At 74.9% G+C, this 25718-nt stretch carries 16 protein-coding genes; 7 read left to right on the top strand and 9 right to left on the bottom strand.

The features are described 5' to 3' along the window. Nucleotides 1–37: 37 nt before the first annotated feature. Nucleotides 38–3604, bottom strand: a complete 3567-nt coding sequence (locus tag OKX07_RS05110; RefSeq protein ID WP_265630774.1) for a PKD domain-containing protein — start codon at nt 3602–3604, stop codon at nt 38–40. Next, on the bottom strand, nt 3601–4212 hold the full coding sequence (locus OKX07_RS05105; RefSeq protein WP_265630773.1) for a hypothetical protein: 612 nt from the start codon (nt 4210–4212) through the stop codon (nt 3601–3603). Before OKX07_RS05105 ends, OKX07_RS05110 begins: the two co-directional genes overlap by 4 nt. 358 nt (nt 4213–4570) lie before the next feature. Here OKX07_RS05105 and OKX07_RS05100 point away from each other — a divergent pair, with 358 nt between their 5' ends. After that, complete coding sequence (locus OKX07_RS05100) at nt 4571–5827, top strand: acyltransferase family protein (RefSeq protein ID WP_265630772.1); 1257 nt, start codon at nt 4571–4573, stop codon at nt 5825–5827. Next, nucleotides 5824–6309, top strand: coding sequence for an adenylyltransferase/cytidyltransferase family protein (locus tag OKX07_RS05095; protein ID WP_265630771.1), 486 nt, complete (start codon nt 5824–5826; stop codon nt 6307–6309). Before OKX07_RS05100 ends, OKX07_RS05095 begins: the two co-directional genes overlap by 4 nt. A 4-nt stretch (nt 6310–6313) precedes the next feature. Here OKX07_RS05095 and OKX07_RS05090 read toward each other — a convergent pair whose 3' ends face one another. From OKX07_RS05090 to OKX07_RS05060, 7 genes are all read right to left on the bottom strand, one after another. Next, nucleotides 6314–7063, bottom strand: a complete 750-nt coding sequence (locus tag OKX07_RS05090) for a CDP-alcohol phosphatidyltransferase family protein (protein WP_265630770.1) — start codon at nt 7061–7063, stop codon at nt 6314–6316. After that, complete coding sequence (locus tag OKX07_RS05085; RefSeq protein ID WP_265630769.1) at nt 7060–8235, bottom strand: glycosyltransferase family 4 protein; 1176 nt, start codon at nt 8233–8235, stop codon at nt 7060–7062. Before OKX07_RS05085 ends, OKX07_RS05090 begins: the two co-directional genes overlap by 4 nt. 2 nt (nt 8236–8237) lie before the next feature. After that, the gene (locus OKX07_RS05080) at nt 8238–12809 is read right to left on the bottom strand and encodes a PKD domain-containing protein (protein WP_265630768.1); all 4572 of its coding nucleotides are present in this window, start codon (nt 12807–12809) and stop codon (nt 8238–8240) included. Nucleotides 12810–12812: 3 nt separating this feature from the next. Further along, nucleotides 12813–13538, bottom strand: coding sequence for a hypothetical protein (locus OKX07_RS05075; RefSeq protein WP_265630767.1), 726 nt, complete (start codon nt 13536–13538; stop codon nt 12813–12815). After that, nucleotides 13535–14665, bottom strand: a complete 1131-nt coding sequence (locus OKX07_RS05070; RefSeq protein WP_265630766.1) for a DUF1972 domain-containing protein — start codon at nt 14663–14665, stop codon at nt 13535–13537. The genes OKX07_RS05075 and OKX07_RS05070 overlap by 4 nt, the downstream gene beginning before the upstream one ends. A gap of 195 nt (nt 14666–14860) precedes the next feature. Continuing rightward, a complete protein-coding gene (locus tag OKX07_RS05065) occupies nt 14861–16384 on the bottom strand; it encodes a hypothetical protein (protein WP_265630765.1) in 1524 nt (507 codons plus the stop codon). Nucleotides 16385–16747: 363 nt separating this feature from the next. Continuing rightward, nucleotides 16748–18307 (bottom strand): hypothetical protein, encoded by a 1560-nt coding sequence (locus OKX07_RS05060; RefSeq protein ID WP_265630764.1) that lies wholly within the window; start codon nt 18305–18307, stop codon nt 16748–16750. 463 nt (nt 18308–18770) lie between these two features. Here OKX07_RS05060 and OKX07_RS05055 point away from each other — a divergent pair, with 463 nt between their 5' ends. Genes OKX07_RS05055 through OKX07_RS05035 form a run of 5 tightly spaced genes read left to right on the top strand, consistent with a single transcriptional unit; the run spans nt 18771 to nt 25641 of the window. Beyond that, nucleotides 18771–19973, top strand: coding sequence for a glycosyltransferase family 4 protein (locus tag OKX07_RS05055; RefSeq protein ID WP_265630763.1), 1203 nt, complete (start codon nt 18771–18773; stop codon nt 19971–19973). Beyond that, nucleotides 19966–21729: a WecB/TagA/CpsF family glycosyltransferase gene (locus OKX07_RS05050; protein WP_265630762.1), complete on the top strand. Its 1764-nt coding sequence runs from the start codon at nt 19966–19968 to the stop codon at nt 21727–21729. The genes OKX07_RS05055 and OKX07_RS05050 overlap by 8 nt, the downstream gene beginning before the upstream one ends. Then, nucleotides 21726–23069, top strand: coding sequence for an O-antigen ligase family protein (locus OKX07_RS05045; protein WP_265630761.1), 1344 nt, complete (start codon nt 21726–21728; stop codon nt 23067–23069). Before OKX07_RS05050 ends, OKX07_RS05045 begins: the two co-directional genes overlap by 4 nt. Beyond that, nucleotides 23066–24193, top strand: a complete 1128-nt coding sequence (locus OKX07_RS05040; protein WP_265630760.1) for a polysaccharide pyruvyl transferase family protein — start codon at nt 23066–23068, stop codon at nt 24191–24193. Before OKX07_RS05045 ends, OKX07_RS05040 begins: the two co-directional genes overlap by 4 nt. Continuing rightward, nucleotides 24190–25641 (top strand): lipopolysaccharide biosynthesis protein, encoded by a 1452-nt coding sequence (locus OKX07_RS05035; protein WP_265630759.1) that lies wholly within the window; start codon nt 24190–24192, stop codon nt 25639–25641. The genes OKX07_RS05040 and OKX07_RS05035 overlap by 4 nt, the downstream gene beginning before the upstream one ends. The last annotated feature ends 77 nt before the right edge of the window (nt 25642–25718 follow it).

Here is a 25718-nt window from a genome sequence, read left to right as displayed (position 1 = left end):
CGATGGGGCTGCCCGCGTCGGTGCAGCAGCCGACGCGTCAGCCCGCGTCCACCACCAGGTCGTCCCAGCGGAACGCCACCGGCACGTTCGTCGACGCCGACGAGACCAGCCCGGCCAGGCCGACGTGGCCCGGGACCTGCAGGCCCGCGGTCGCGTCGGTCGTCGACAGGAGCCACGCGGTCGGCTCCGTCGCCCCCGTCCACACCCTGGCCCGCAGCGTGGTCGGCGAGGTGCCCGAGACCGCGAGCCGCATCCGGACCACGGTGCCCGCGGTGTAGGACCCGCTGACGGTCGTGACCGGTGTGATCGACGTCTCCGCACCGGCGGCCGTCGTGCGGACCAGCCAGGCCGACAACCCGCCGCCGGCCGTGAAGGACGTCTTGAGCCGGTACTCGCCGCCGTCGGTGATGCGACCGCGCACGAGCGTCCAGCCCCCGCCCGACGGCCGCTTGTCCAGCGCGACGGTCACCGTGACGTCGGTGTTCGCCGACGTCGGTCCCGGCAGCCGCGCACCGGCCAGGCCACCGCGCGTGGTCACCGTGAGCAGGCCCGCGGACCCGTCGACCCGCGCCGCACCGGCCGTCGTCGTCCAGGAGCCGCCGAGGTCGGCGGCACCCCAGCCCGACGCGAACGTCCGGCCGAAGGCGTCGCGTGCGATGACGGTGTCCAGCGGCTGCAGGACCTCGATCTCCTGCGTCACGGTGTCCTGCGCGCCGTCGTCGTCGGTCACGGTGAGCGTCACCTCGTAGGTGCCGCTGGCCGCGTAGGTGTGCGACACGGTCGACCCGGTACGGGTCTGGCCGTCGCCGAGGTCCCACTCCCACGTGTCGATCGAGCCGTCCGGATCGCTCGACGCACCCGCGTCCAGCGTGAGGGTCAGGCCGTTCGCCTCCGCCTCGAACTCCGCGACGGGCGGGGCGTTCGGCGCCGTGACCTCGACGGTCGTCTCCGCCGACGCGGTCGCGTCGCCGTCGTCGGTGACCGTGAGGGTCACGGTGTAGGTGCCGCCCTCCTCGTAGACGTGCGACGCGGTGGGGTCGGTCGTCGTGGTCGTCGTGCCGTCGCCCCACGCCCACGCGTACGACACGATCTCGCCGTCGGGGTCGGACGACCCGGAGCCGTCCGCCTGCGCGGACAGCTCGCCGCCGGTCGCGACGACCGCAGCCGTCGGTGCCAGGTTGGGCATCTCCCCCGACAGGCCGAGGGACCGGTGGACCGCGACGTCCTCCGCCGTGAGCGCGCGGTGGTAGATCGCCACCTCGTCGAGCTCCCCGACGAAGTTCTGCTCACCGGCCTGCGGCCAGCCCGCGATCGTGTCGCCGCCGATCCGCCAGTACCCGTTGTAGTACTGCCCGAAGGTCACGTCGTCGCGCGCCGCCACGCTCGTGCCGTCGACGAACAGCTGCATGCCGTCGCGGCCGAGCGTCGCGACCGCGTGGTGCCAGGCGCCGTCGTTGTACGCGGCGATCGACGTGATCTCCCGCACGCGTGCCGGGTAGATGCCGAACGTGAGGCGCCCGTCGGCGCCCATGTAGAGCTTCCGGTCGTGCGACGAGGAGTTGCTCGTGCTGCGGCTGTTGCCGAAGCTGACGAGCACGCCGCCCGTCGTCGACGTGGTCCGGAACCACGTCTCGACCGACAGCCGGTGCGGCGCGACGACCTGGCGGGTGGTGTAGGCCCGGGACGCACCCATCCCCGTGAACGTCGCGGCCCCGTCGGTGTCGCCCGTCAGGGCACCCGGCGCGCCGCGGCCGACCCCCGACCCGCTCGACGCGTCGGCCCACGACGTCCAGTCGCGGAACGTGCCGGACCCCTCCGACAGGCGCCAGTAGCCGGCAGGGTTGTCCGCCAGGACGCGGGACGCGTAGTCGCCCAGCACCGGGGCGCCGGCGCCGGTGACCACCTGCGCCGAGGCCGACGGCGACGTCATGGTGTTGCCGCCCGCGTCGACCGCGCGCACGCGGTACGTGTACGTCGTCCCCGGGGTGAGCCCGGTGTCGGAGAACGACAACGTCGGACGGTCCCAGAACCGGGACGGGCGCGCGACCGTGTAGACCGGCTCGACCTCGTCGTTGCGCAGCACCTCGTACCGCAGCGTCGCCTCGTCGGGGTCCGCGTTGCTGGGCCACGCGACCTGGATCGTCCCGGCCGCGTGGGACCGCGCCGTCGGGGCGAGGGTCGAGCCGGAGAACTGCGGGCCGCGCGCGTTGGGTGCGGCCGAGCGCGGCGCGAACCGCACGAGGCCCTGCTGACCCACGCCGTTGACCGTCGGGAACTCGCCCGCGAAGAGCACGTACCCACCGGCGCCCGTCACGTCCCACGTCGCCTGCTTCTGGCCCGAGGCGGTGCCCGACGTGAAGGTCGGGTAGAAGGTGCGCACCTCGGGGGCGGGGAAGCCCTCGATGCTCTGGTAGTTGCCGGTCTGCGTGTTCGGCTGCACCTCGCCGCGCGGCGCCTTCGCGAACGCGAGGCCGTACCGCTGGACGCGGGGGCTCACCTCGGGGAACTCCCCGATGTTGGAGCACATGTGCGGGTGGCCGGAGACGTAGATGTGGTCCTTGGTACGGTCGTTCCAGACCGAGTACGTGTCACCGTGGCAGTCGGCCGCCCACCGCACCTCCGACGTGCCGGCGTCGGCGGCCCACGGGCCCTCGATGTTCGAGAACGACCCCGTCGAGCCGGTGAGGAACGCGAAGCTCGTGCCGTAGACGTTGACCCCGTCGGTGGCCAGGCTCTGCATGCCCGCCGCGTAGCCGTAGGAGTACAGCTCGTCGCCGACGGTCCACGGCAGCAGGGCTGCGTTCGACGTCGCGACGGCGCCCGTGCCGAGGCGCGACTGGTTGTTGATGTAGCTGAACCGGCCACCGATGAAGAGGCGCGACCCGTCGGCGCTCAGGACGATCGAGTCGACCTGGGCGGGCTGGACCGAGGCGCGCCAGCTGCGCACCGCGCCCGTCGTCGCGTCGAACGACGCGACGCGCGGCCGGTCCTGACCCCCCACGGTGTTGAAGTTGCCCCCGATGTACACCGCCGACGCGGATGCCTCGATGGTGCGCACCGCGGCGTTCGCCCCGGCCGTGAAGGTCGTGTTGAGCGCACCGGTCGCGCGGTTGAGCACCGCGAACCGGTTGCGTGCCACACCGTTGACACGTGTGAAGTCGCCGCCGACGTAGATGCGGCTGCCGTCCGGGGATGCCGCGATGGCGTACGCCGCGCCGTTCAGGGTGGGCGCCCAGGCCGCGACGAGCTCGCCGGTCGCCAGGTCGTAGGCGAGCAGGTTCGACCGCGTGACCGTGCTCGTCTCGGGCGCCGCACCCGCGGGACGGGCGGTCGTGAAGGCACCGGCCACGTAGACCGTGCCCCCGACGACGACCTGGTCCCACGCGACCCCGTCGATCTGCACGGTCGGCAGGGCGTCCGTGGTGACGGTCGCGTCCTGCCCCGGCGTCACGGGTGCCGAGTCGGCGGCGGCGCCGCTCGCGGGCAGCACGACGCCCGCGAGGGCGACGGCGAGGGCCGTGCCCAGACCTGCCCACCGTGGCCAGGGACGTCGGCGGGCAGCGCGGTCGGTGGCGGCCACGGGGGCGGGCGGTGTCGAGGTCATGGCAGGGGCCCTTCGAACGTGGCGGCGGGGACGGCGCCGGAGTACGCGACGGTGATGCGGGCGACCGCGTCCGGCTCGGCCGGGCGCAGCACGTAGGTGGCACGTGCGGACGACCCCGCGCGCAGGACGCCCGCGAAGGGCTCGTGGTGGGGGTCACCGGCCACGACCGGTGCGGCGGCGGCGGACGGGCCGTAGAGGTTGACGACGACGTCACCGAGGTCGACCTGCTCGCTCCCCGCGGTCAGCTCGACCGTCACGGCGACCGCGGGGCCGGAGACCTCGCCGACGCCGTGGGCCTCCGCCTGCACCGCCGCCAGGCCGACGACGCGGGCCGTGGTGCCGTTGCCGTAGTCGGCGGGTGCGTCCAGCGTCACGGGCGGCAGCTCGAGGTAGTCCGCGACGGGCGCGGCCGGGACCGCGGCGTCGGGCGGCGCGACGTCGTCGTCGGCCGCCTGGGGCGTGGGCTCGGCGACGGTGTCCGTCGGGACCGGGACCGGGTCCGTCGATGACGAGGACGGCGACGCCGAGGACGCGGGAGCGAGCGACGGCGCGGACGTGCCGCCGTCCGGGGACGCCAGGGCGAGCGTCCCGCCCACCACGGCCACCACGGCCACCACGGCACCGACGAGCGGCCAAGCCTGTCGTGGGACTGTGCGCACGGTACCTCCGGGGGCTCGTGGGGCGGTCGCGCGGGAGCGCCTCACCACTGCCTGGACGCTTGACCAGGCAACGGCTTCGACGATACGTCGGATACGGACATCTCGGACATGGCGGCAGAGCCGATTCACCCGTCCGCACCCGGGTGAAAACCCCCAAAAAGCACCGCAGCGCGGGTGAAACCCGTCCCGTTCAGCCCAATCCGGGCACCAGGCCTCGTCGGTGCCCGTCCATGCTCGGTACGATCCGGACCATTCGCCGCAGCTCCGACGACGTCCGCGGCCCACCCCCAGCCCCTCGGAGGCCGTCGTGACGAGCGCCCCCTCGACCCCCGCCCTCCTCGGCGTGTCGTCGCGGGGACGCTACGAGCACGTCGACGCGCTGCGGGCGCTCGCGGTGATGCTCGTGGTCGTCGCGCACGCGGGCCTCGGGCACGTGGTCCCCGGGGGCAGCGGGGTGACGATCTTCTTCGCCATCTCCGGCTTCATCATCACGCACATCCTGCTGGTCGAGCACGAACGCACCGGGGGCTTCCGCCTCACGGACTTCTACCTGCGCCGGGTGCTGAAGCTCGCGCCGCCCTTCCTGCTGCTGATCGCGCTCCCCACCGTCGTGTGGGCCGCGCTCGGCAACCACGTCGACGGCGGTGCCTTCGCCGCCCAGATCTTCTTCGCCTTCAACTGGGTCTACATGCAGGGCGTGCCGGACGTGCTGCCCGGCTCGGCGGTCGTGTGGAGCCTGGCGATCGAGGAGCAGTTCTACATCGTCTTCGCGCTCGTCTGGATGGGCGCCGTCCTGCTGCGCCGCCGCCTCGCGGCGCTCACCGCGCTCGCGCTGGCGACGGTCGTCGGTGCGCTCGTCGTCCGCCTCGTGGTCGTCGCCTCCGTCGGCGCCGAGGAGGCCCACCGCCGCGTCTACTACGGCACGGACACCCGGGCCGACGGGATCGCGTTCGGCATCCTCGCCGCGGTCGTCTTCGCGCACGCACGGCACGGCACGCTCTCGCCGCGGTGGCGCCGGGCCATCGGCAGCAGCTGGGTCCCGGTGCTCGCGCTCGCGCTCTACCTGACGTCGCTCCTCGTGCGCGACCCCTGGTTCCGCGAGACGCTGCGCTACTCGTTGCAGGCGATCGCGGCCGCCGCCGTGATCCTCTACGGGCTCGAGCGCCAGGACGGCCTGCTGCGGACCACGCTCGGGCGGGTGGCCGGTCTGCGGCTCGTCCAGGTGATCGGCCTGGCGTCGTACGCGATCTACCTCGCGCACCTCGGGGTCGCCGTCGCCGTCGAGCGGCTGCTCCCCGGTTTGCCCGGACCGGTGGTCTTCACGCTCGCCGTCGTGGCCGGCACGGGCCTCGGGGTGGCGGTGTGGTTCTGGGTCGAACGCCCCGTCGAGGCGTACAAGATGCGGCTCATGCGCTCGCGCGCCGCCGCCCACACCGCACGTCGCGCGGCCGACGCCGCCCCGACGGACCCGCCGGCCGACCCAGCGCCCGGTACCCGGGACCCCGGGGACCCGGAGACCCGGGCCGACGTCGTCCCGACGACCACCGCAGGAGGCACCCGATGATCGTCGGCTACGCACCGGGAGCGTGGGACCTGTTCCACGTCGGCCACCTCAACATCCTGCGGCACGCCCGCGACCACTGCGACCACCTGGTCGCCGGGGTCGTCGACGACGAGATGCTCGAGCTCGCGAAGGGCCGCCGGCCGGTGGTCCCCACGGCCGAGCGGGCCGAGATCGTCCGTCACGTGCGCTACGTCGACGAGGTGTACGTCGAGCACCAGCCCGACAAGCTCGTCACGTGGCAGGAGCGCCCGTTCGACGTGTTCTTCAAGGGCGACGACTGGCGGGGCACGCCGAAGGGCGCCGCGCTCGAGCGCCGCTTCGCGGAGGTCGGCGTCCGCGTCGTGTACTTCCCGTACACCGTCGCGACGTCGAGCACGATCCTGCGGCGCGCGCTCGCCGCGCTCGACGGCCAGACGCACGTCGACGGGCAGGCCCACCTCGACGGGCAGGCCGCGCTGCCCGCGACCGCAGTCGCGGACTGACCGGTCAGGACCGGCGCATCTCCCGGTACCACTTCGGCAGCGCCAGCAGCAGGAACCCGGCGGTCGCCGCACCGAGCAGCGCGTAGACGGGCCAGAAGACCGCCGGCCACGCCACGAGGCCCAGCGCGAGGCACAGGACGCCGTAGTCGGTGGGCAGCACCGCGAGCGAGTAGGCCGTGGACGACGTGCCGTCCGCGGCCATGAACATCGCCTCGCGCTGCTGCGCGGCGCGCCGCAGCTGGTCGGTCAGGGTCACCGCGAAGAAGAACACGCACGAGACGACCGAGTAGACGAGCGGCACGAGCAGCCACGCGTCGGGCACGTCGCCGAACCGGTAGACCCCGACCAGGACGGCCAGGTGCAGCGACGCGGTCTTGGTGGCGTCGACGACGTGGTCGAGCCACTCCCCCGCCCGGGACCCCGTGCCCTGCAGCCGGGAGAGCTGCCCGTCGGCCGCGTCGAGCGCGTACCCCAGGACCAGCAGGACCCCCACCGCGACCGACACCACCGGCGTCGGCGCGACGGTCGCGAGCAGCGCGATCGCACCGAAGGTCGCGAGCGCCGACAGCCCCGTGACCGCGTTGGGCGTCAGCCCGACGACGTTCGCCGCGGCGGCGAGCCGCCGACCCATGCCGCGGTTGACCCACCGCGAGTACGCGGGCGCGCCCTTCGACGACTTCTGGCGCGCGGCGAGCGTCGCGACGCCCTCGCGGTACCGCGCGAGCGGCGACCGGCCCGTGGTCGTGGTCGTCATCGCGTCCCCCTGCTCGTCGGCACGTGCTCCCCCTCGTCCAGCGCACCGGCGACGGCGCGCGCGAACCGATCCCGGAACGCCTCGCGCCGGAAGCGCTCGGCGTAGACACCCCGCCCGTGCTCACCCTGGAGCACCAGCTCGGCACGGTCGAGCCGCGTGAGCGCCGCGCACCAGGCCGCGGCGTCACCCGTCGCGACGAGTGCCCCGCTGCGGCCGTCGTCGACGATGTCCGGCAACCCGCCGGAGTCCGACGCCAGGACCGCGCGTCCCAGCGCGGCCGCCTCGATCGCGATGGTCGGCAGCGGGTCCGGGCGGGTGCTGGGCACGAGCACGACGTCGGCGGCGCACACCCAGTCGGCGACGTCCGTGCGCTCACCGACCACGTGCACGCGCGTCGGGTCGGGCAGGCCGCGCACGATCGTCGGCACGTCGACGGTGCCCCCCGACGGCGGCGGCGCGCCCAGCACGGCGAGGTGCAGGTCGGTGCGCGCGAGCCCCGCCCACGCCTCGAGGAGGACGTCGTGACCCTTCCAGGCGTTCCAGCGGCTCGCCACGAGAGCGAGCACCTCGTCGTCACCGACCCCCAGCTCGGCCCGCAGGTCCGCGGCCCGGCCCGGCGTCGTGACCGGCACGTCGAACCCGTTGTGCACGACCGTGGCACGGCCCGCGGGCAGCGGCAGCGCGTCCGCGACGGGCCGGCTGACCGCCAGCACGGTCCCGCAGGCCCGCAGCAGCGGACCCAGCAGGCGTCGCTCCGTGCCCGACCACGTCTCGTGCACGTGCAGCACCGTGCGCGCACCCACCGCGCGGGCGAGGGGCGCGACCGCGAGGGTCGCCGACGTCGAGAGGTAGACGACGTCCGGACGCTCGCGGCGCAGCAGCCGCCACGTCGACCACGCCCGTCGGACGAGACCGGGGAGCGCCCGCAGACCCAGGTAGTCGCGGCGCAGCACCGGCAGCGCGACGACGTCGACGGGGACACCGCGGCGCGTCAGCTCGGTCGAGAGCAGCCGGTCGGGGTAGTCGACGTCGTCCGGCAGCAGCACGTGCACGTCCACCGGCGTGCCGGCGGCCCCCGCGCGCAGGATCCCCGTGACCTCGAGCAGCACCTTGTCGGCGCCGTACATCTCGTCGGACGGGTGGACCACGACCACGCGCGCGGGAGCCGTCATGCTCAGCCGATCCCTTCCGTCACCAGGAGGTCGTCGAACGACGCGACGACCGGTCCGTTCGTCGTCGACGACGACAGCGAGGCGTGCAGACCGACGTGGCCCGGCACCTGCAGCGACGCCGCGGTGTCGGTGGCCTCGAGCGTCCACCCGGCCGGCTCCGCCTGCCCGTCGAACCAGACCTTGGCCTGGAGCAGCGTCGGCGACGCGCCGCTGACCGAGAGCACCGACCGTACCCGCCCGCCGACGGGCAGCGTGCCCGCCAGGGTCACGGGCCCGGCGACGAGCACCTCGGTGCCCGACACCGACCGCACGAGGCGCGCGTTGACCTTGCCCGACGCGTCGAGCTGCAGCTTGAGGCGGTACTCGTCGCCGTTGGCGGCGATGCGGCCGCGGACCAGGGCGTACGAGCCCAGGCCGTTGGCCCGCTTGTCGGTCGCCCACGTCACGCGCGTCACCGTGGTGGCCCCCGCGGCCCCGGGCAGCCGGGCACCCGCGGCCGAGTTCTTGGTCGCCAGCGAGAGCCGCGCGACGCCGCCGGCGACGCTCGACACCCCGGCCGTCGCGACCCAGGCGCCGCCCACCTCGGCGTCGCCGAGGCTCCCGGTGAGCGCGCGCGTGAACGTGTCCTGGCCGAGGACGGCGGGCGCGGGGGTCACCGTGACGTCGGTCGTCGCGACGTGCGTCAGACCGGTGTCGTCCGTCACCTCGAGGCGGACGGTGTACGTGCCCGCCGCGGTGTACGTGTGCGACGCGGTGGTGCCGGTGGCCGTGCCCCCGTCGCCGAAGTCCCAGTCCCAGGTGACGACCGTGCCGTCGGTGTCCGCGGACGCCGACCCGTCGACCGCGAGCGCGAGCTGCGACGCGACCGCCGAGAACGCGCCCGACGGCGCCGCGAGCGCGATCTCGACCGTGCGGTCCATCGTCGCGGTGAGCCCGGAGTCGTCGGTCACGGTGAGGCTCACGGTGTGCGTGCCCGCCGTCGTGAAGGTGTGCGACGCGGTCGGGCCGCTCGCCGTGGCGCCGTCACCGAAGGTCCAGTCCCACGCGACGACGGTGCCGTCGGGGTCGCCGGACGCGGACCCGTCGACCTGCACGGTCCGCAGCGCCGACGTCAGGGCGAACGACGCCTCCGGCGCCGCGAGCGCGACCGTGACGTCCTGCGCGGTCGTGCCGGTGCGACCGTCGTCGTCGGTCACCGTGAGGGTGACGGTGTACGTCCCGGCCGCGGTGAACTCGCGCTCCGCCGTCGGGCCCGTGGCCGTCGTGCCGTCACCGAAGTCCCAGTCCCAGGAGACGAGGGCACCGTCGGGGTCGGACGAGCCGGCCGCGTCGAACGCCGCCGCCAGGCGGGCCGTGGTGACGGTGAAGCCCGCGACCGGGTCGGCGAGCGTGACCATGACGCTGCGCGTCGCGGACGCGACCTGGCCGTCGTCGTCGGTCACCGTGAGCGTGACCAGGTACGCGCCCGGCCCGTCGTACGTGTGCACGACGGTCGGCCCGGTCAGGGCGGTCCCGTCGCCCAGGTCCCACTGCCAGTCGACGATCTCGCCGTCGGGGTCGCTCGACCCGCCCGCGTCGAGCGTCAGGACGCGGCGGTCCACGGCGGTCGTGAAGGACGCGACGGGCTCACCCGTGCCGACCGTGACGTCCTGGCTCGCGGTGGCGACCTGCCCGTCGTCGTCCGTGACCGTGAGCGTCACGGTGTACGTCCCGGGCTCGTCGTACGTGTGCTCCGCGGTGGCGCCGGTGCCGGTGACGCCGTCGCCGAACGTCCAGTCGTGCGCCGCGAGCGTCCCGTCCGGGTCGCTCGACGCGGACGCGTCGAGCGCGACGGTCAGACGGTCCGCCGCCACGGTGAGCTGCGCCGAGGGCAGCCCGGTGATGACCGTGACCTCCTGCGCGACCTGGGAGGTCGCGCCGTCGTCGTCGGTGACCGTGAGCGTCACGGTGTACGTGCCGGGCTCGGCGTAGGTGTGCGCCACGGTGGCGCCCTGCGCGGTGCTGCCGTCGCCGAGGTCCCAGTCCCACGCGGCGACCGTGCCGTCGGGGTCGCTCGACGTGGTGCCGTCGAGCGCGACCGTCAGCCGCTCGGCCGCAGCGGTGACGGCGGCCGTCGGTCCCTGGTTGGGCGGCTCGCCCGTCGACCCGATGGTGTGGTGCAGGACGACCTGCTCGGGCGTGAGGATCCTGTTGTACGTCGCGACCTCGTCGATCGAGCCCGCGAAGTAGCCGGACGTCGCCGTGGGTGCCCACCCGCCGAGCGCGTCACCGCCGATCCGCCAGTAGGCGGTCAGCGGCTGCTGCGCCGACACGACGCCGGGATCGTGGCCGACGAGGGCGCCGTCCAGGTAGAGCCGCTGGCCGGTGACGCCGAGCGTGGCGACCACGTGGTGCCACGCACCGTCGTTGTACGCCGCGGGCGACGTGACGACCTTGGTCGTCTGCGGGTAGACCCCGAAGCTGACGGTGCCGTCGTCGGCCATCCAGACGTGCCGGTCGTGGCTGCCGCTCGAGCCGCTCGACCCGGTGCCCATGCCGACGATCTTGCCGCCGCTGGTCGTCGTGGTCCGGAACCACGCCTCGATCGAGACGGTGTCCGTGCCGGTCTCGGTGGACCCGGACCGGGCGTAGGAGGACGACGACCCGGTGAACGTCATCGCGGTGCTCGGGTCGCCGGGGACGACGCCCGCGACGCCGCGCGCGGCACCGGGCGAGACCCCGTTGCTGCCCGCGGTCCACGACGCGAGCACGTTGGACGTGTCGTCCATGCGCCAGTAGTTGCCGGGCGAGTCGGCCAGGACGGTCTGCGCGTACAGCGACAGCGGGGACGCGCTCGCCCCCGTGGTGGTCACGGAGACCGACGGCGACGTGACCGCGTTGCCCCACGGGTCGGAGGCGACGATTGTGTAGGAGTAGGAGCGGTTGTTCGCCAGGCCGGAGTCGGTGAACGACATGCGCGAGCGGTCCCAGTACGCGGCGGTGTGCGTGAGCACCGCGACCGGGTTCGCCGTGTCGCCGTCGCGCACGACCGTGTAGGTGAGCGTCGCGTCGTCGGTGTCCCAGTTGACGGGCCACGAGACCTGCACCGTGCCGCGCGCCCGGGAGACGGCCGACGGGCGGGTCGTCGTGCCCGTGACCTGCGGACCCCGCGCGTTGGGCGCGAGGTCACGCCGCGCGAACCGCACGAGCCCCATCTGCGGGGTCCCGTTCACGGTCGGGAACTCCCCGCCGTACACGACGTAGTCGTCGTTGCCCTCGACGGACCAGCCGGCCTGCGCCTGCCCGGAGAACGTGCCGGGCGTGAACGTGGGGAACCAGTTGCCGATCGCGGGCGACGGCGTGCCCGCCCACTCGGCGTACCCGGACGCCGCGTTCTTCACCGTCGGGTGGCGGGCGTCCTGCGTGAACGCCAGCCCGTAGCGGAAGATGCGCGGCGAGGCCTCGGGGAACGCGGCTGCGTTGGCGCACGTGTGGGGGTGACCCGCCAGGTACAGGAAGCCGTCCGCCGACGAGTACGCGTCGTACGAGTCGCCGAGGCAGTTCTGGATCCAGCGCAGCTCACCCGTCGTGGCGTCGGCGGAGATCATGCCCTCGACGTTGGCGGCGCTGGTCGCGTTCTTGATGAAGCCGAACCCGGTGCCGACGATCTGGTCACCCGTGACCGTCAGGCTGTAGTAGCCCGCGGCGTAGCCCCAGTTCTTCGCCACCGTGTTCGCCGGGAACGGCAGCACGGCGCCGCTCGTCGCGTCGACCCAGCCGATCCCCGGGTTGTAGATGTTGTTGAGGTACTGGAAGCGCCCTCCGATGACGAGGCGCGCCGCGTCGGGCGTCAGCGCCAGCGCCTCGACCTGTGCCGGGTTCGCCGCGGTGAAGAACGGCAGGAGCGCCCCGGTCGTCGCGTTGATCGCCGCGACGCGGGGCTTGCGCACCGACGCCGCCGGCGCGACCGTCACGTTCTCGAAGCTGCCGCCGAACCAGACGGTGTTGCCCGACGCGAGGATGGTGCGCACGGACGCGTTGGCGAGCGGCTTGAGCGTCGTGCTCAGGGCGCCCGTCGTCGCGTCGAAGGCCGCGAACCGGCCGCGCGTCGACCCGTTGGCCGCGGTGAAGTCGCCACCGACGTAGATCGTCCGACCGTCGGGGGACGCCTCGATGGCGCGGCCCACCGCGTTGATCGTCGGCGCCCAGGAGGCGATCAGCTCGCCCGTGCGGATGTCGTAGGCCAGCAGCCGGCCCCGGGCGGTCTCGTTCGTGCCGAGCGCGGCGCCCGCGGGGCGCGCGCTCGTGAAGTCACCGGTCGCGTAGACGGTGGTGCCGACCACGACCTGCGCCCACACGATGCCGTTGGTCTGCACGGTCGGCAGCGCGTCGGTGGAGACCGTCTGCTGCGTGATCGCCGGCGGCGGGCCCGTCGGTGCGGTGGTGACCGCGTCGGGTGCGGCGGCCACGGGGGCCGCGGGCACGACGGCGGCGGCGTTCGCGGCGGGCGCGAGCACCAGGGGCAGGGCGAGGGCGCAGACCGCGCCCAGCGCCGCGACGAGGCGGCGGGGCGTGCGGGGGGCACGGGACGGCATGGGTCAGCCTGCTTCCGGGGTGAGGACGACGAGGGCGGTGGCCGAGCCGGCACCGAGTGCGATCGAGACCACGTGAGGCCCGGTGGTGCTCCCACCCGGGCCCGTCAGCACGTACACCCCCTGAGCGGAGGTTCCCCCTGCGATGTCCCCCTGCAGCGGCACCGAGCGCGGGTCGCCGAGCAGCTGGCTGCCCGGGACCCCGTCGGTGCCGTAGATGTTGACGACCAGCCCGTCGGCCGAGACGGCCGCACCGGAGTCGTTGGTGATGCGCACGTCGAGCGCGAGCGCCGGGCCGCTCGACTCCCCCGGACCGACCCCCTGACCGTCGACGACCTGGACCCGGTCGATCGCCACCCGGACGCCGGGCAGCGCCTCGACGTCCGCGCCGAGACCCACGGGCGTCGCGACCTGCGAGCCGCTCTCGAGCTCGAGGACCAGGTCGACCACGTCCTGGACCGGCTGCGCCAGCGGCGACGCGGACGGGACGGGGGTCGAGGCGTCGGTGCCCGGGGCCGCGGGCGCGTCGTCGGGTGCCGACGTGGTCACGGCGTCCGCGGTCGCGGACGCCACCGTGGGCGCCGCGGTCGGTGCCGACGACGTCGGCCCGGTGGCGGTCGGGTCGCTCGCGGCGGTGGCCAGCGCGGCGGCCACGACGACGGCAGCGGCCACCACCCCGGCCAGGGCGCCGGGGAGCCACGTCCGGCGCCCCGCGGCCTGCTCGTCGCTCACCAGGCGCCACCGATCGCGCGACGCCCCGTGGCGCGCGGGGCGGCCGCGCGGCGCGCCGGCAGCTCCAGCGCGAGGTCCTCGTACCGCCGCGCGACGTCGTCCCAGTCGTACCGGGCGACCTCCGCCCGCGCGCGCTCGCCCCGTGCCCGTGCGGCGACGGGGTCGGCCTCGGTCCGCTCGATGCGGGCGCCGACGTCGATCGCGTCGCGGAAGTACAGCCCGGCCCGCCCGAGCACCTCGCGGTTGAAGCCCACGTCGTAGGCGATGACCGACGCGCCCGCGCCCATCGCGCGGAGCAGCGACGGGTTGGTGCCACCGACCGAGTGGCCGTGCAGGTAGCTCAGGCTGCCCGCGTAGAGCCCGTCGAGCAGCTCCGCGTCCCAGACGCCTCCGAGGAAGCGCACGCGCTCGTCGCCGAGCTTCTGGACGCGGTCCGTGTACTCCTGCCCGTAGGGCGCGGACCCGACGACGACCAGCGGGAACACTGCCCGGGAGCGCACGTAGCCGCCGACGACCAGGTCGACGTGGTTCTCCGGCTCGAAGCGGGCGACCGCGAGGTGGTACCGGCCCGGCTCGAGGCCGAGCTCCGCGACGCGGTCGACGGACGACTGCGGCACGGGGTGCGAGCCGTAGGAGATGGGGACGGTCGGGGTGTCGAACTCCGACGCGTAGTACGCGGCGACGCCCTCGGCGTCGGCGATGAGCGCGTCGGACCAGCGCACGGCCATCGCCTCGGCGACGCGGTAGTAGCGGCGCCCACCGGTCGACCACTTCGCACGCTTCCACTCGAGACCGTCGACGTGGGTGGCGACCGGGACGCCCCGCGCACGCAGCGCGGGCAGGAAGGGTGCGTTGGCGGCGTTGAAGACGAACGCCACGTCCGTCCGGCGGGCCAGCAGGTGCCCGACGGACACCGCGGTGTGGCTCACGGTCTCGAGCGCGCGGCGCCGGACGGCCGGCAGGTGCACGAGGTGCATCCCCAGGTGCGACGCGGGCCGGTCCGCCCCGTCGGGCGCCCGGCAGTAGACGGTGACGTCGTGCCCGCGCTCGACCAGCCGCGACCCGACCTCCTCCACGCAGGTCTCGAACCCGCCGTAGCGGGCCGGGACCCCACGCGTGCCGACCATGGCAATACGCACTCGTCCCCCCGGGGTGTCCGTCATCGGATGTCGCGAGCGGAGGCACCGGGCAAATCCGGTTTCTCTCGATCAATCGCGACGATTCGGACACACTAACCGGGGGGACGAGTGGGATGGACGCTTGTCAAGGAGACTTCGCCCGGATGGCGGCGGGTTTCACCCGCTCACCGTCGTGAGCCGAGGTCAGCCGACCTCGGGTGAGAGGGCCACGCGCGGGGTGCCGCCGCCCCCGACCGTCGTCGCCGTGTTGTTGGTGACTGCACGGACGTGCGGCTGCAGGGTCCGCCACGCGACCCGCAGGGCCTCGTACTGCGCGGTGTCGCAGGCCAGCTCGCAGTACAGCGCGTTGGTGCCGGCGCGGTCCACGAGGTACGTGCCGTAGTTCTGCAGGGCGCGGGCGAGCGCGAGACCCTCGGGCGAGAGCCCGAGCTTCGTCACGTCGACCGAGCCGGGGATGGCGAACAGCGAGCCCATGGGGGCGGCGCCGGTGTAGGTCGTCTCGCCGCCCGTGTCCTGGGCGGAGGCGGGCCACACGTAGCCGGACTTCAGCACCGTGCCGGGCGCGGCCAGCGCGAGTGCGTGGTTGATGGCCAGGTCCTTGAGCTCCTGCGAGCGGATCAGGCCCGCGGTGGAGGGGACGCGTGCTGCACGGCCGCCGATGTTGAGGCCGTTGCCGCGCAGGTCGAGCCTGTTGGCGATCTGCGTCGACGCGACGCCGTTGCTGTACGAGTCCCACTTGTAGACGTCGTACGCGGTGACGCCGTCCGGCTGGACGACCGTCACGTGGCGGTCGTCGCCACCGGTCGGCTTGGTCGCGAGCGGGAGCACGGCCTGGAAGGAGGTCTTGTTGCGCACCCCGAGGAGCGTCGCGGTCGGGTCGGACGACGTGGCGAGGAAGACGGAGACCGACCACTGGTCGCGGTTGACGACCGGCTTGCCGCCGGCGTTGATGAGCGACGTCGTCCGCGCGCCGGTCGCGGCCTCGAACTTCGCGTTCGAGCCGATCGGCATGTTCCACGGCGAGGTGGAGGAGAACGGGTGCAGGGCCGCGTTGCGGGCCGCCACGGGCGGGGGCGTCGGGGTGGGCTTCGGGGTCGGGCTGGGCGTCGGCGTCGGCGTCGGCGTCGGCGTCGGGGTGGGCGTCGGCGTCGGGGTCGGCGCGGTCACGGGGTACGCGGGCGCGGTACCGGTCTGGACGACCCCGGCGCCAGGGTCCGACGGGCCCGGTGCACTCCACCAGACGGCCTTCTTGGCGACGAAGACGGCGATCGCGCCGGTGTCGAGGACGATGAGCTCGGCGCCCGCGGCCGACGGCGGGCCGTACCAGGAGCCGGCGCCGTTGCTCGAGAACAGCACGGTCTTGCCGTCGTCGCGCAGCTGGAACCAGGCGCCGGAGCCGGCGGCCTTGGTGCTCCACAGCGCGGTACCGGCGGCGTCCAGCACGGCGGCCGACCCGTCGGCGCGCATCGCGAGCCGGTACCGGCCGTCGCGCGAGACCAGCTGGGTCCCCACCGTCAGCTTCTGGCCGGCGGCGAGCCGATCGCCGACGGCGGTGGTCGAGGCGCCGACCACGGAGACGTACCTCGCAGACAACGTGGGCGACGGCGACGTGACGGGCGCCGCGGTGGCAGCGGACGCGGACGTGGCGGTGAGTCCGGCGACGAGTGTGATGCCGACGGACAGGCAGAGCGAGCGACGGTGGAACACGAGAAACGACCCCCCCACGAGCACGTCCGACTGGCCCCGTGTGGGCTCGGTGCGTCGGCGTGACTCGCTGATCTGTAGATCGGTGGAACGTTTCAAAGACTTAACAGGACGATCCATGAAATCGGACCCAGGCGCTGGTTTCACCCGGCGTCGGAGGTATGCGACAGGTGCGACGGCGGCGGATGACCTGCGCGGATGCGGCGAAGGCGCTCGTGCGGCCCGCGAGAGGTCCAGCGTCGTGACGGTCGTCACATCCGCCGGCGCAAGAGCCGCACTCGTGGCAAATCCGCGCACAACGCACGCGGGCCCGCCCTGCACGAGGCAGGGCGGGCCCGGGGTGTCGCGACCGGTCGGACGCGGAGATCAGCCGACGTCGGCCAGCAGCGGGACGCGCGGTGAGCCGCCACCCCCGACGGAGCTCGCGGAGCTGTTCGCCACCGCACGCACCTGCGGGTGCAGGACCCGCCATGCCTCACGCAGCTTCTCGTAGCCGTCGTCGTCGCACGCGAGCTCGCAGTAGAGCGCGACGGTCCCGGCGCGGTCGACCACGTACGCGCCGTAGTCCTGCAGGGCGCGTGCGAGCGCGGTGCCCTCGGGCGACAGCCCGAGCTTGGAGACGTCGACCGACGGCGGCAGCGCGAACAACGTCCCCATGGGGACGGCACCCGTGTAGCCGCTGATGTCGGAGTCCTGGCGCGACGCGGGCCAGACCGGTCCGGGCTTGAGCATCTCGCCCGGGATCGCCAGGGCCAGCGCGTGCTTGATCGAGTTCTGCTCGAGCTCCTGCGCCCGGATCAGGCCCGCCACCGCGGGGACACCCGCGGCCCGGGTGCCCGTGCCCATGCCCGTGCCCCGCAGGTCCACGGGGAAGGCCACCTGCGCCTCCCAGTGCGTGTTCGACACCTTCTCCATCTTGAACGTGTCGTACGCGAGGAGCCGGTCGGGCTGGATGACGGTCACGTGCTTGTCCTCACCCGCCGTCGCCACGGTCCCCGCGGGGATGTTGGCCGTGTAGCTCGTCTTGTTGCGCACGGCCTCCAGCGTGACGCGCGTGTCCTGCGGGACGGCCGCAGCGACCGACACCGACCAGGAGTCCCGGTTGACCACGGGCTTGGCGCCGCTGTTCAGGCTCAGGGTGCGCGCGCTGGTCGCCCCGTCGAACGCGGCCCGCGACCCGATCGGGGTGTTCCAGATCGACGTCGAGGCGAACGGGTAGACGGCCGCGTCGCGCGCCCCGGCCTCCTGCGCGGGTGGGGCCGGCGCCGGGGTGGGTGACGGGGTGGGGCTCGGCGCCGGGGCCTTCGTCGGGCTCGGCGTGGGCGACGGGGTCGCGACCGGCGTCGGGCTGGGCGTGGGCGACGGCGTCGCGACCGGCGTCCGGCTCGGCGTGGGCGACGCGGTCGGCCGCGGGGCGGTCGTCGCGGCTGCCGCGGGCATCCGCAGCACCGGCGCGTAGGCCTTGCGCGTGGTCCACCAGCGGGCGACGCCGCCGACGTACTCGACGAGGTGGCCCGCGTCCTGCACGACCAGGACGGCGTTGCGCCCGACCGCCGGGCCGTACCAGACCGGCACGCCCTTGCGGTTGTACAGCACGACCTTGCCGTCCGCCTTCACGGTCAGGTAGGCGCCCGTGCCCGCGGCACGGGTGCGCCACAGCGCACCCCCGCTGGACGTGAGGAGGGCCGCGGCACCGGACGCCTCGACCGTGAGCGTGTACTGGCCGTTGCGGGACCGCAGCTTCGCGCCCACGTCCAGGCGCTCCCCGACGAGGAGGCGGTCGCCGTGGGCGGGCGCGGTCAGCGCGGCAGGCTGGGCGACGGCGGTGCGCTGGTCGGCGAGAGCCGCGGTCGCCCCTCCGAGGACGAGAGCGCTCCCGACGAGAGCGGCGATGCCCCGGGAATGCAGGGATCGGTAGCGGATCATGGGCTGGACCTCCTGACGGTGCCCGCGCCAGGGCGCGGGACGTCGGGCAGCGACGAGCTTGCGACGCCACACGTAAACGGGGGCGGAGGGGACCGCCCGTGGGTGAAGGACGCGCGCTCACGAGCGAACGCGGTGGAGCTGGTCGGCATCACCCGGACGGGTGAGTGGAAGGGTCCACCCGGGCGACGGCCTCCGGGGAGAATAGCGAGTCCTGGGTGAATGGTGTGTGACCGTCGTCACATTGTGGACACTTCGTTCGATTCGCCCGTTCGCCCACCTGTCGGGCTGAACGGGCGAAATCCGCCCATCCTTCACATCCGGGGCACACGACGTTGGTAGCGTCGCCCCACGGCTCGACGACGGGCCACGGTGGCACAGACCACCGGTCACAGGCGTGCGGAGGGCCCGAGCGACGGGCGCGGACCGCCCGGCCGCACCCCTCGAGACGAACGCGGAGGCCCGCATGCCCGTGGCACACGACAGCGTCGCCGCACCGGCGCACGACACCCGCCCCGCCACGGTCGACCGCCTCGTCGTCCACCAGCTGGACGTCGGGCACCCCGTGCCCGGCGGTGTCGACGGCGTCGTGCGCGGGATCCTGCGGTTCGCCCCCGCGCAGGACGTCGTCGCGGTGGTCGGCGTGCTCGCCCGCGAGGCGCCCGGACGAGCCGTCGGGCGGTGGGAGCGGCACGACGTGGCCGGGCGCACGATCTGGTTCCTGCCCGTCGCACGGCTCGACTCCAGCGACCAGCGCCGCAGCGTCCCGCACTCGGTGCGGCTCGTGCTCGGCGCCCTGCGTCACCGGCACCGGCTGCCGCGGGCGCGGACGGTCCACGCGCACCGCGTCGACACCGCGTGGGCAGCCCGGCGGCTGTTCCCCCGCACCCCGCTCGTGCACTTCGTGCACAACCAGGAGAACGGGCTGACCAGCGGCGCGACCGACTCCTTCTGGGCCCGCGCGCCGCGCGTGCACGCCGCGCTCGAGCGGTCCGTCGTGCGCGGCGCACGCGCGACCGTCGTGTTCAACGAGGACTACGCCCGCACGCTCGGCGAGCGGTCGCCGCGCGTCGCGTTCTCGCCCAACTGGTACGAGCCCGACGTCGTGCGGTACCGGCCCGAGGCCGCCGAGCCGTACCGCGTGGTCTGGCTCGGCCGGCTCGAGCCGATGAAGGACCCCCTGCTCGCGCTCGAGGCGTTCGCGGCGCTCGTCGCGCTCGACCCCGCGCACCCCTGGTCCCTCCTCGTCATCGGCTCCGGCACGCTCGCCGCCGACCTGGCGGAGCGCCGCGCCGCGCTCGACCCCGCGGTCGCCGACCGGGTCCGGCTCGCCGGCGCCGTGCCCCCGGACGAGGTCGGTGAGCTGCTCGGCAGCTCCGGCGTCTTCGTGATGACGTCCGTCGCCGGCTACGAGGGGCACCCCCGCGTGCTCGTCGAGGCGCTCGCCGCGGGCCTGCCCGCCGTCGTGACCGACGGCAGCGACACCGGTCGGCTCGTGACCGGCGGCGCCAACGGCTTCGTCACGGGACGCGACCCCGACGAGATCGCCGCCGCCCTGCGCGCCGCGGTCGACCTGTCGCGCGCCGGTGCGCGCGCGTCCGTCGACGGGCTCGCGGCCGAGCAGGTCGTGTCCCGCATCCTCGAGCTGGAGCAGGTGCCCCGTGGCTGAGACCGCCGACGTCGTCCTCACCGTCGACCACAGGCGCCGCGCCCACCTGGCCGGGCGCCCGCTGGTCTCCGGGTCCATGGCGGACCTGCTCGACCACCTCGAGCTGCGGCTGCCCGCGAGCGCGACCCTCACCGCGGTGACGCCCAACACCGACTTCACGGTGCTCATGCGCTCGGACGCCCGCATGGCGCGGGCCGTGCAGGACGCCGACCTGCTGCTCGCCGACGGCGCACCGCTGGTGTGGCTCGCCCGCCTGCTGGGCGCACGCGACCTGCACCGCCTCACCGGCGCGGACCTGCTGCCCGAGACGTGCGCGCGCGCCGCGCGCACGGGGTGGCGCATCGTGCTGACGGGCGGGCGTGACGGGGTCGCGCAGCTCGCGGCCGAGCACCTGCGCGAGCAGAGCGGCGCCGACGTCGTCGCCCTGCCGTTCCCGCTGCTCGACGGTCACGACGACCCGGCCGGGCGCAGCGTCGTCGACGCCCTGCGCGAGGCGCGGCCCGACATCGTCTTCGTGTGCCTCGGTGCGCCGAAGCAGGAGGCGTGGGTGGAGCACTGGCGGGACGACCTGCCGCCCGCCCTGTACGTCGGCGCCGGTGCCGCCGTCGACTTCGCCGCCGGGCTGCGCTCGCGCGCACCCCGCGCCGTGCAGGCGATCGGCGCCGAGTGGCTGTACCGGCTGGCGCAGGAGCCGAGCCGGCTCGCCGGGCGCTACCTGCTGCGCGGGCCGCTCTTCCTCGGCGTCGTCGCGCGCTCCCTCGCGCAGGCCGCCCGGGGCCGACCCGTCGCGCGTGCCGACCGCAGCGCGTCGGCGTACCGGCCCCGCGAGCGCCGCGCACCGCTCCCCGCACGGATCAGCGTCGTGATCCCCACCCACGACCGCGACGAGCAGGTCGAGGACGCGATCGCATCCGTCCTGGCCCAGACCCTCCCCGCGCACGAGGTCCTCGTCTGCGACGACCTCGGGTCCGCGACCACCCGCACCGTCGTGGCCAGGTGGACGGACCGCACGGACGGCCTCGTCCGGTACGTCGACAGCTCCGGCCCCGCCGCCGGCACCGCCGGTGCGTCGCGCAACGTGGGCGCGGCGCTCGCGTCCGCGCCCCTGCTGGCGTTCCTCGACGACGACGACACGTGGTTGCCCGAGCACCTCGAGCGTCTCCACCTGTCGCTGTCGCGCGACGACGCGGACCTCGCGGTCGCCTGGACGGCCGCCGACGACCCCACGTTCGTGTTCGCCCGCATGACGTCCGGCCTGCGGGTGCCCGACGTCGTGTCCCGCAACCCGGGGTTCGTGGGCAGCAACTTCCTGGTCCGCACCGACGTCCTGCAGGCCGTCCGCGGCTTCGACCCGGCGCTGCGCGTCGCGAACGACCAGGACCTGCTCGTCCGCCTGCTGCGGTCCGGTGCGCGGTACTGCGTCGTGCCGCGCGTCACCGTGCGCAACCGGATCCACGCGGGCGGCCAGCTCACCGACAAGACCGAGCGGCGCGCCCAGGGGGTGCTGGCCTACCGGCGCAAGCACCGTGACCTCCTGGGCCTGCGCGACCAGGTCGTCATCGGGACGATCGTCGCCGGCATCCGCCGGGTCAGCGCCCCGCGCGCCCTCGACAGGGTGGCGTGGACGGCCGCCACGGCCGCCGGGCGCGCGGCGCTGCTCGTCAGCCGCCCGCGCCGGGCGAGCGGCCGGCGCCCGGTGCCGCCTCCCCTGCAGCCGGCGCTCCCGGCGACCGAGGTGCTGGCGGGCGCGCTGTGAGCGACCGCGGGACGTCGCACCGGCGGGCTGCTCGGTCGACCACCGCCGCGCCCCGGCTCCAGCCGTGGCTCGAGCCGGGCCTCGTCGTCGCGGTCACGGTCGGGTTCCTCCTGCCGCTGCTGGTCGACTCGCTCACCGGCGTGAAGGAGTTCCGCCCGATCACCGCCGCGCCCGTGCCGGACCCGCCGGTCGTCGCGCTCGCCGGGACGGTCGGCAACCTGCTCGTCCTGGCCGCGTGCCTGACGGTCCTGGTGGTGCACCGGCGGCGCTGGCGCGACCTGCTCGGCCCGTCCGCGCTGCTCCTCGCGGCCTGGGCGGTCGCGCTCGGCGTGCTGATCGCGCACGACGCGGAGGTGCCGCGCGCCGTCGTCCTGGTCCCGCTGGTCGTGGCCGCCGGCACCCTGCTGCGCCCCGGCCGTGCGGCCGTCGCCGCGGTGGGCGCGTCGACCGCGGCCGTCGCCGCGCTGAGCCTGGTGCTCGGGCTGCTGCTGCCGTCCGCAGGACGCTACGTCCGGCCCGAGGCGGTCGCCGACGAGAAGCCCGTCGGCGCGCTCGGCATCCTCGCGGGCGTGCTGCCGTCGGGCAACAACCTGGGCGTCGCGCTCGCGCTCGGCCTGCCGGCCGTCCTGGTGCTGCGTCGCGCGTGGCTGCGGTGGACCGCCGTGCTCACGGTCCTGGCCGCCCTGGCGTGGACAGCGTCGCGCGCGTCGTGGCTCGCTGCCGGTGCCGCGCTCGTCACGGCGCTCGCCCTGCACGTCGCCGGGCGCCGGCGTGACGTCCTGGCCGCGCTCGCGCTCGGCGCGGTCGGCACGGCGAACGTCGTGCTGCCGTTCGTCGTGAGCGACCCGACCGCCTTCACCAACCGGGCGACCTACTGGATCGCAGGCATCGACGCATGGGGGGACGCTCCCCTGCTCGGGCACGGCGCCGACTACTACACGAGGGTCGCGCGCGAGGGCGGCGAGCTGGGCGGCTACGCCTACCAGGCGCACAACCAGGTCGTGCAGCTGCTGGTCACGGGGGGTGTCGTCATGCTGGCGCTCGTGGGCGCCGCCGTGGTCGCGGCCGGCGTCCGGGCCGTGCGGGCGGCGCAGACCGACGCCTGGCCGACGACGTTCCTCGTCGCGCTGCTGTGCGCGGCGCTCCTCGAGGTGCCGCTGGGCGTCGTGGACCGGGTCATGTACGCACCGGTCGCGCTGCTGCCCCTCGTCCTCGTCCTGGCGTGGCGCCCGGCGCCGGACGCCACCCCACCCGAGCGGCGCCACGCGCCGCCCGACACCGCCGACGCACCGGCACCCGCCCGGTCCGCCGCCGCGGGCAGCGACCAGGAGGTCCGATGACCCGCATCCTCGTGTCCGCGGAGGGCCAGAGCGACAACGTCGGCGACTCGGTGCTGCGCCGTGGGCTGCTCGACTCGCTGCGCCCGCACGGCCGGCTCGTCGTCCGGCTCGCCGACACGACGGACGACTACGTCACGGGCCTGCGCCTGCGACCGCAGGACACGGTCGTCACGTCCCGGGCCCAGTGGCAGCAGGAGGTGCTCGCCGCCGCGCGGCAGGGCGACGTCCTCGCGCACAACGCCGGGGAGGCGCTGCTCACGCGGTCCTGGGCGCTCGGCTACGCCCGCATGGCGCCCCTCCTGGCCCTCGCGCGGCTCCGCGGCGGCCACGCCGTGCACCTCGGCTTCGGGCTGCGTGCCCCGCACCCGGTGTGGGGCACGGTCGTGCGCGCGAGCCTGGCCCCGTGCGACCTGGTGACGTGGCGCGACGACGACTCCCGCCGCTGGGTGGGCACCGGCACGACCGCACCGGACTGGGGCTGGGCCGCGGGACCGACGGGCCCCGGCGGCACCGCTCCGGGCACGTCCGTGGCCGACCTGCCGTCGCAGGGCCGTGACGTCCTCGCGCTGTCGATGCGCGGCGACCGCGGGACGCCGTCCGACGCGTGGTTCGACACGGTGCGGGCGGTCGCGGCGGACCGCGGGCTGTCCGTCGTGGTGGCCCCGCAGGTCGGGCGGGACCGCACCCGCGCCGCGGAGCTGGCCGCGCGGCTCGACGGCGAGCTGGTCGACGGCGACGACTGGGCCCACGACGTCGTCGAGGCCCGGGTGCGGGCGGTCTACCGCCGCGCCGCCCTCGTGGTGAGCGACCGGCTGCACGCCGTGGTCGTCGGTCACACGGAGGGGGCGGTCCCGGTCGGTCTCGGTCACGCGGTGGCGAAGATCCGTCGCACGATGGCCACGGTGGGTCTCGCGGCCTCGGCGGTGCCGGCGGACGACGCGACCGTCGCCGTGCCGGCGGTGCACGCCCTGCTCGACGACCGCGACGCGGTGCTCGCTGCCGCCGACACCGCGCGCGACCGCCTCACCGCGCTCGCGGACCGGGTGGGTCGCCTCGTCCACGGTGCGCCGCGCGCCGCCGACACCGCGGTGGTGCCGTCGGCGGCTCCCGTCGACGGGTCATGAGCACGGCGCTCGCCGGGGCCGCCGCGCGCGGCGGTGCCGTGACGGTCGGCGCGCAGGTCGCCCGCATCGTCCTGCAGGTCGGCTCGGTCGTGGTGCTGGCGCGGCTGCTCACGCCCGAGGAGTTCGGTCTGGTCGCCATGGTCACCGCCGTCATCGGGGTGGCGGACCTGCTGCGCGACTTCGGGCTGTCGCTCGCGTCGGTCCAGGCCAAGGAGGTCACCCCCGCCGAGCGCAGCAACCTGTTCTGGGCCAACGCCGGGTTGGGGACGGCCTGCGCGCTGCTCGCGGCGGCGCTGACGCCCGCGATCGTCCTCCTCTACGACGAACCGCAGCTGAGCGCCGTCGTGCCGCCGCTGGCCGCCGTGTTCCTGCTGTCCGGGCTCACGACGCAGTACCGCGCGGACCTCGCGCGGCGCCTGCGCTTCGGCACCGTCGCGGCCGCCGACCTCGCGGGCCCCGCGGCCGGGATCGCCGCGGCCGTGGCGCTCGGTGCGGCCGGCGCGGGCGTGTGGGCGCTGGTCGCGCAGCAGCTCGTGGGGGCCGCGACGATCCTCGTGATCGTGGTCGTCGCGGGACGGTGGCGGCCGCAGCGGTACCGCCGGGACGTGCCCGTGGGGCGCTTCTTCCGGTTCGGCGGGCACGTGCTGGGCACCCAGCTGCTGAACTACGTCACGCGCAACGTCGACAACGTGGCGCTCGGTGCCGTGCGCGGCCCCGCCGAGCTGGGTCTGTACTCCCGGGCGTACCAGCTCGTCATGGTGCCGATCAACCAGATCAACGCGCCGCTGACGAACGTCGCCGTGCCCGTGCTGGCGCGCGTCCACGAGGACCGCGAGCAGCTGACGGCCGGTCTGCGGCGCGCGCAGCTCGTCGCGTGCTACGTCACCGTCCCGCTCCTGGTGGTCGCGGCCGCGCTCGCCGGGCCGCTCGTCGACCTCGTGCTGGGTGCGGGCTGGCAGGAGGTCGCGCCGATCCTGGCGGTGCTCGCCCTCGGCGGCATCTTCCGCTCCGTGTCGCAGATCGCGTACTGGGGCTACCTCGCGACGGGCCGCACCTCCCAGCTGCTGCGGCTGCAGCTGTGGACGCAGCCGCTGATGATCGTGCTGGTCCTGGGCGGTGTGCCGTGGGGACCCGTCGGTGTCGCCGTCGGGCACCTCGTCGCGAACGTCCTGTACTGGGTCGTCTCGCTGGTCGCCCTCGGCCGAGCGACCGGGGTGCGCGTGGCACCGCTCGTCCGCACCACCGCGCTGGCCGTGTTCGCCGTGGGTGCCCCCGTGGGCGCCGCCGCGTGGGCGGCCGCCCGCCTCGTCGACGGGGCGTTCTGGCAGGTCCTCGTCGGCGTCCTCGCCGCCGGGGTCGCGGCGGTCGTCGTCGGTGCGGCCGTACCGGCGGTGCGGCGCGACGCCGTCACGATGTGGCGGACCGCTCGGCTCGTCGTCCGGCGCTGAGAGCGCGGCGCCGCCGGCCGGTGCCGGTGCGGATGCCGGTACAGGTGCCGGTGCCGGTCGGCCCCGGGGCCGCGGCC

It is taken from the genome of Cellulomonas sp. S1-8, assembly GCF_026184235.1.
In the GTDB taxonomy this organism is placed as follows: Bacteria; Actinomycetota; Actinomycetes; order Actinomycetales; family Cellulomonadaceae; genus Cellulomonas.
This window is presented reverse-complemented; position numbering and strand designations above follow the sequence as displayed.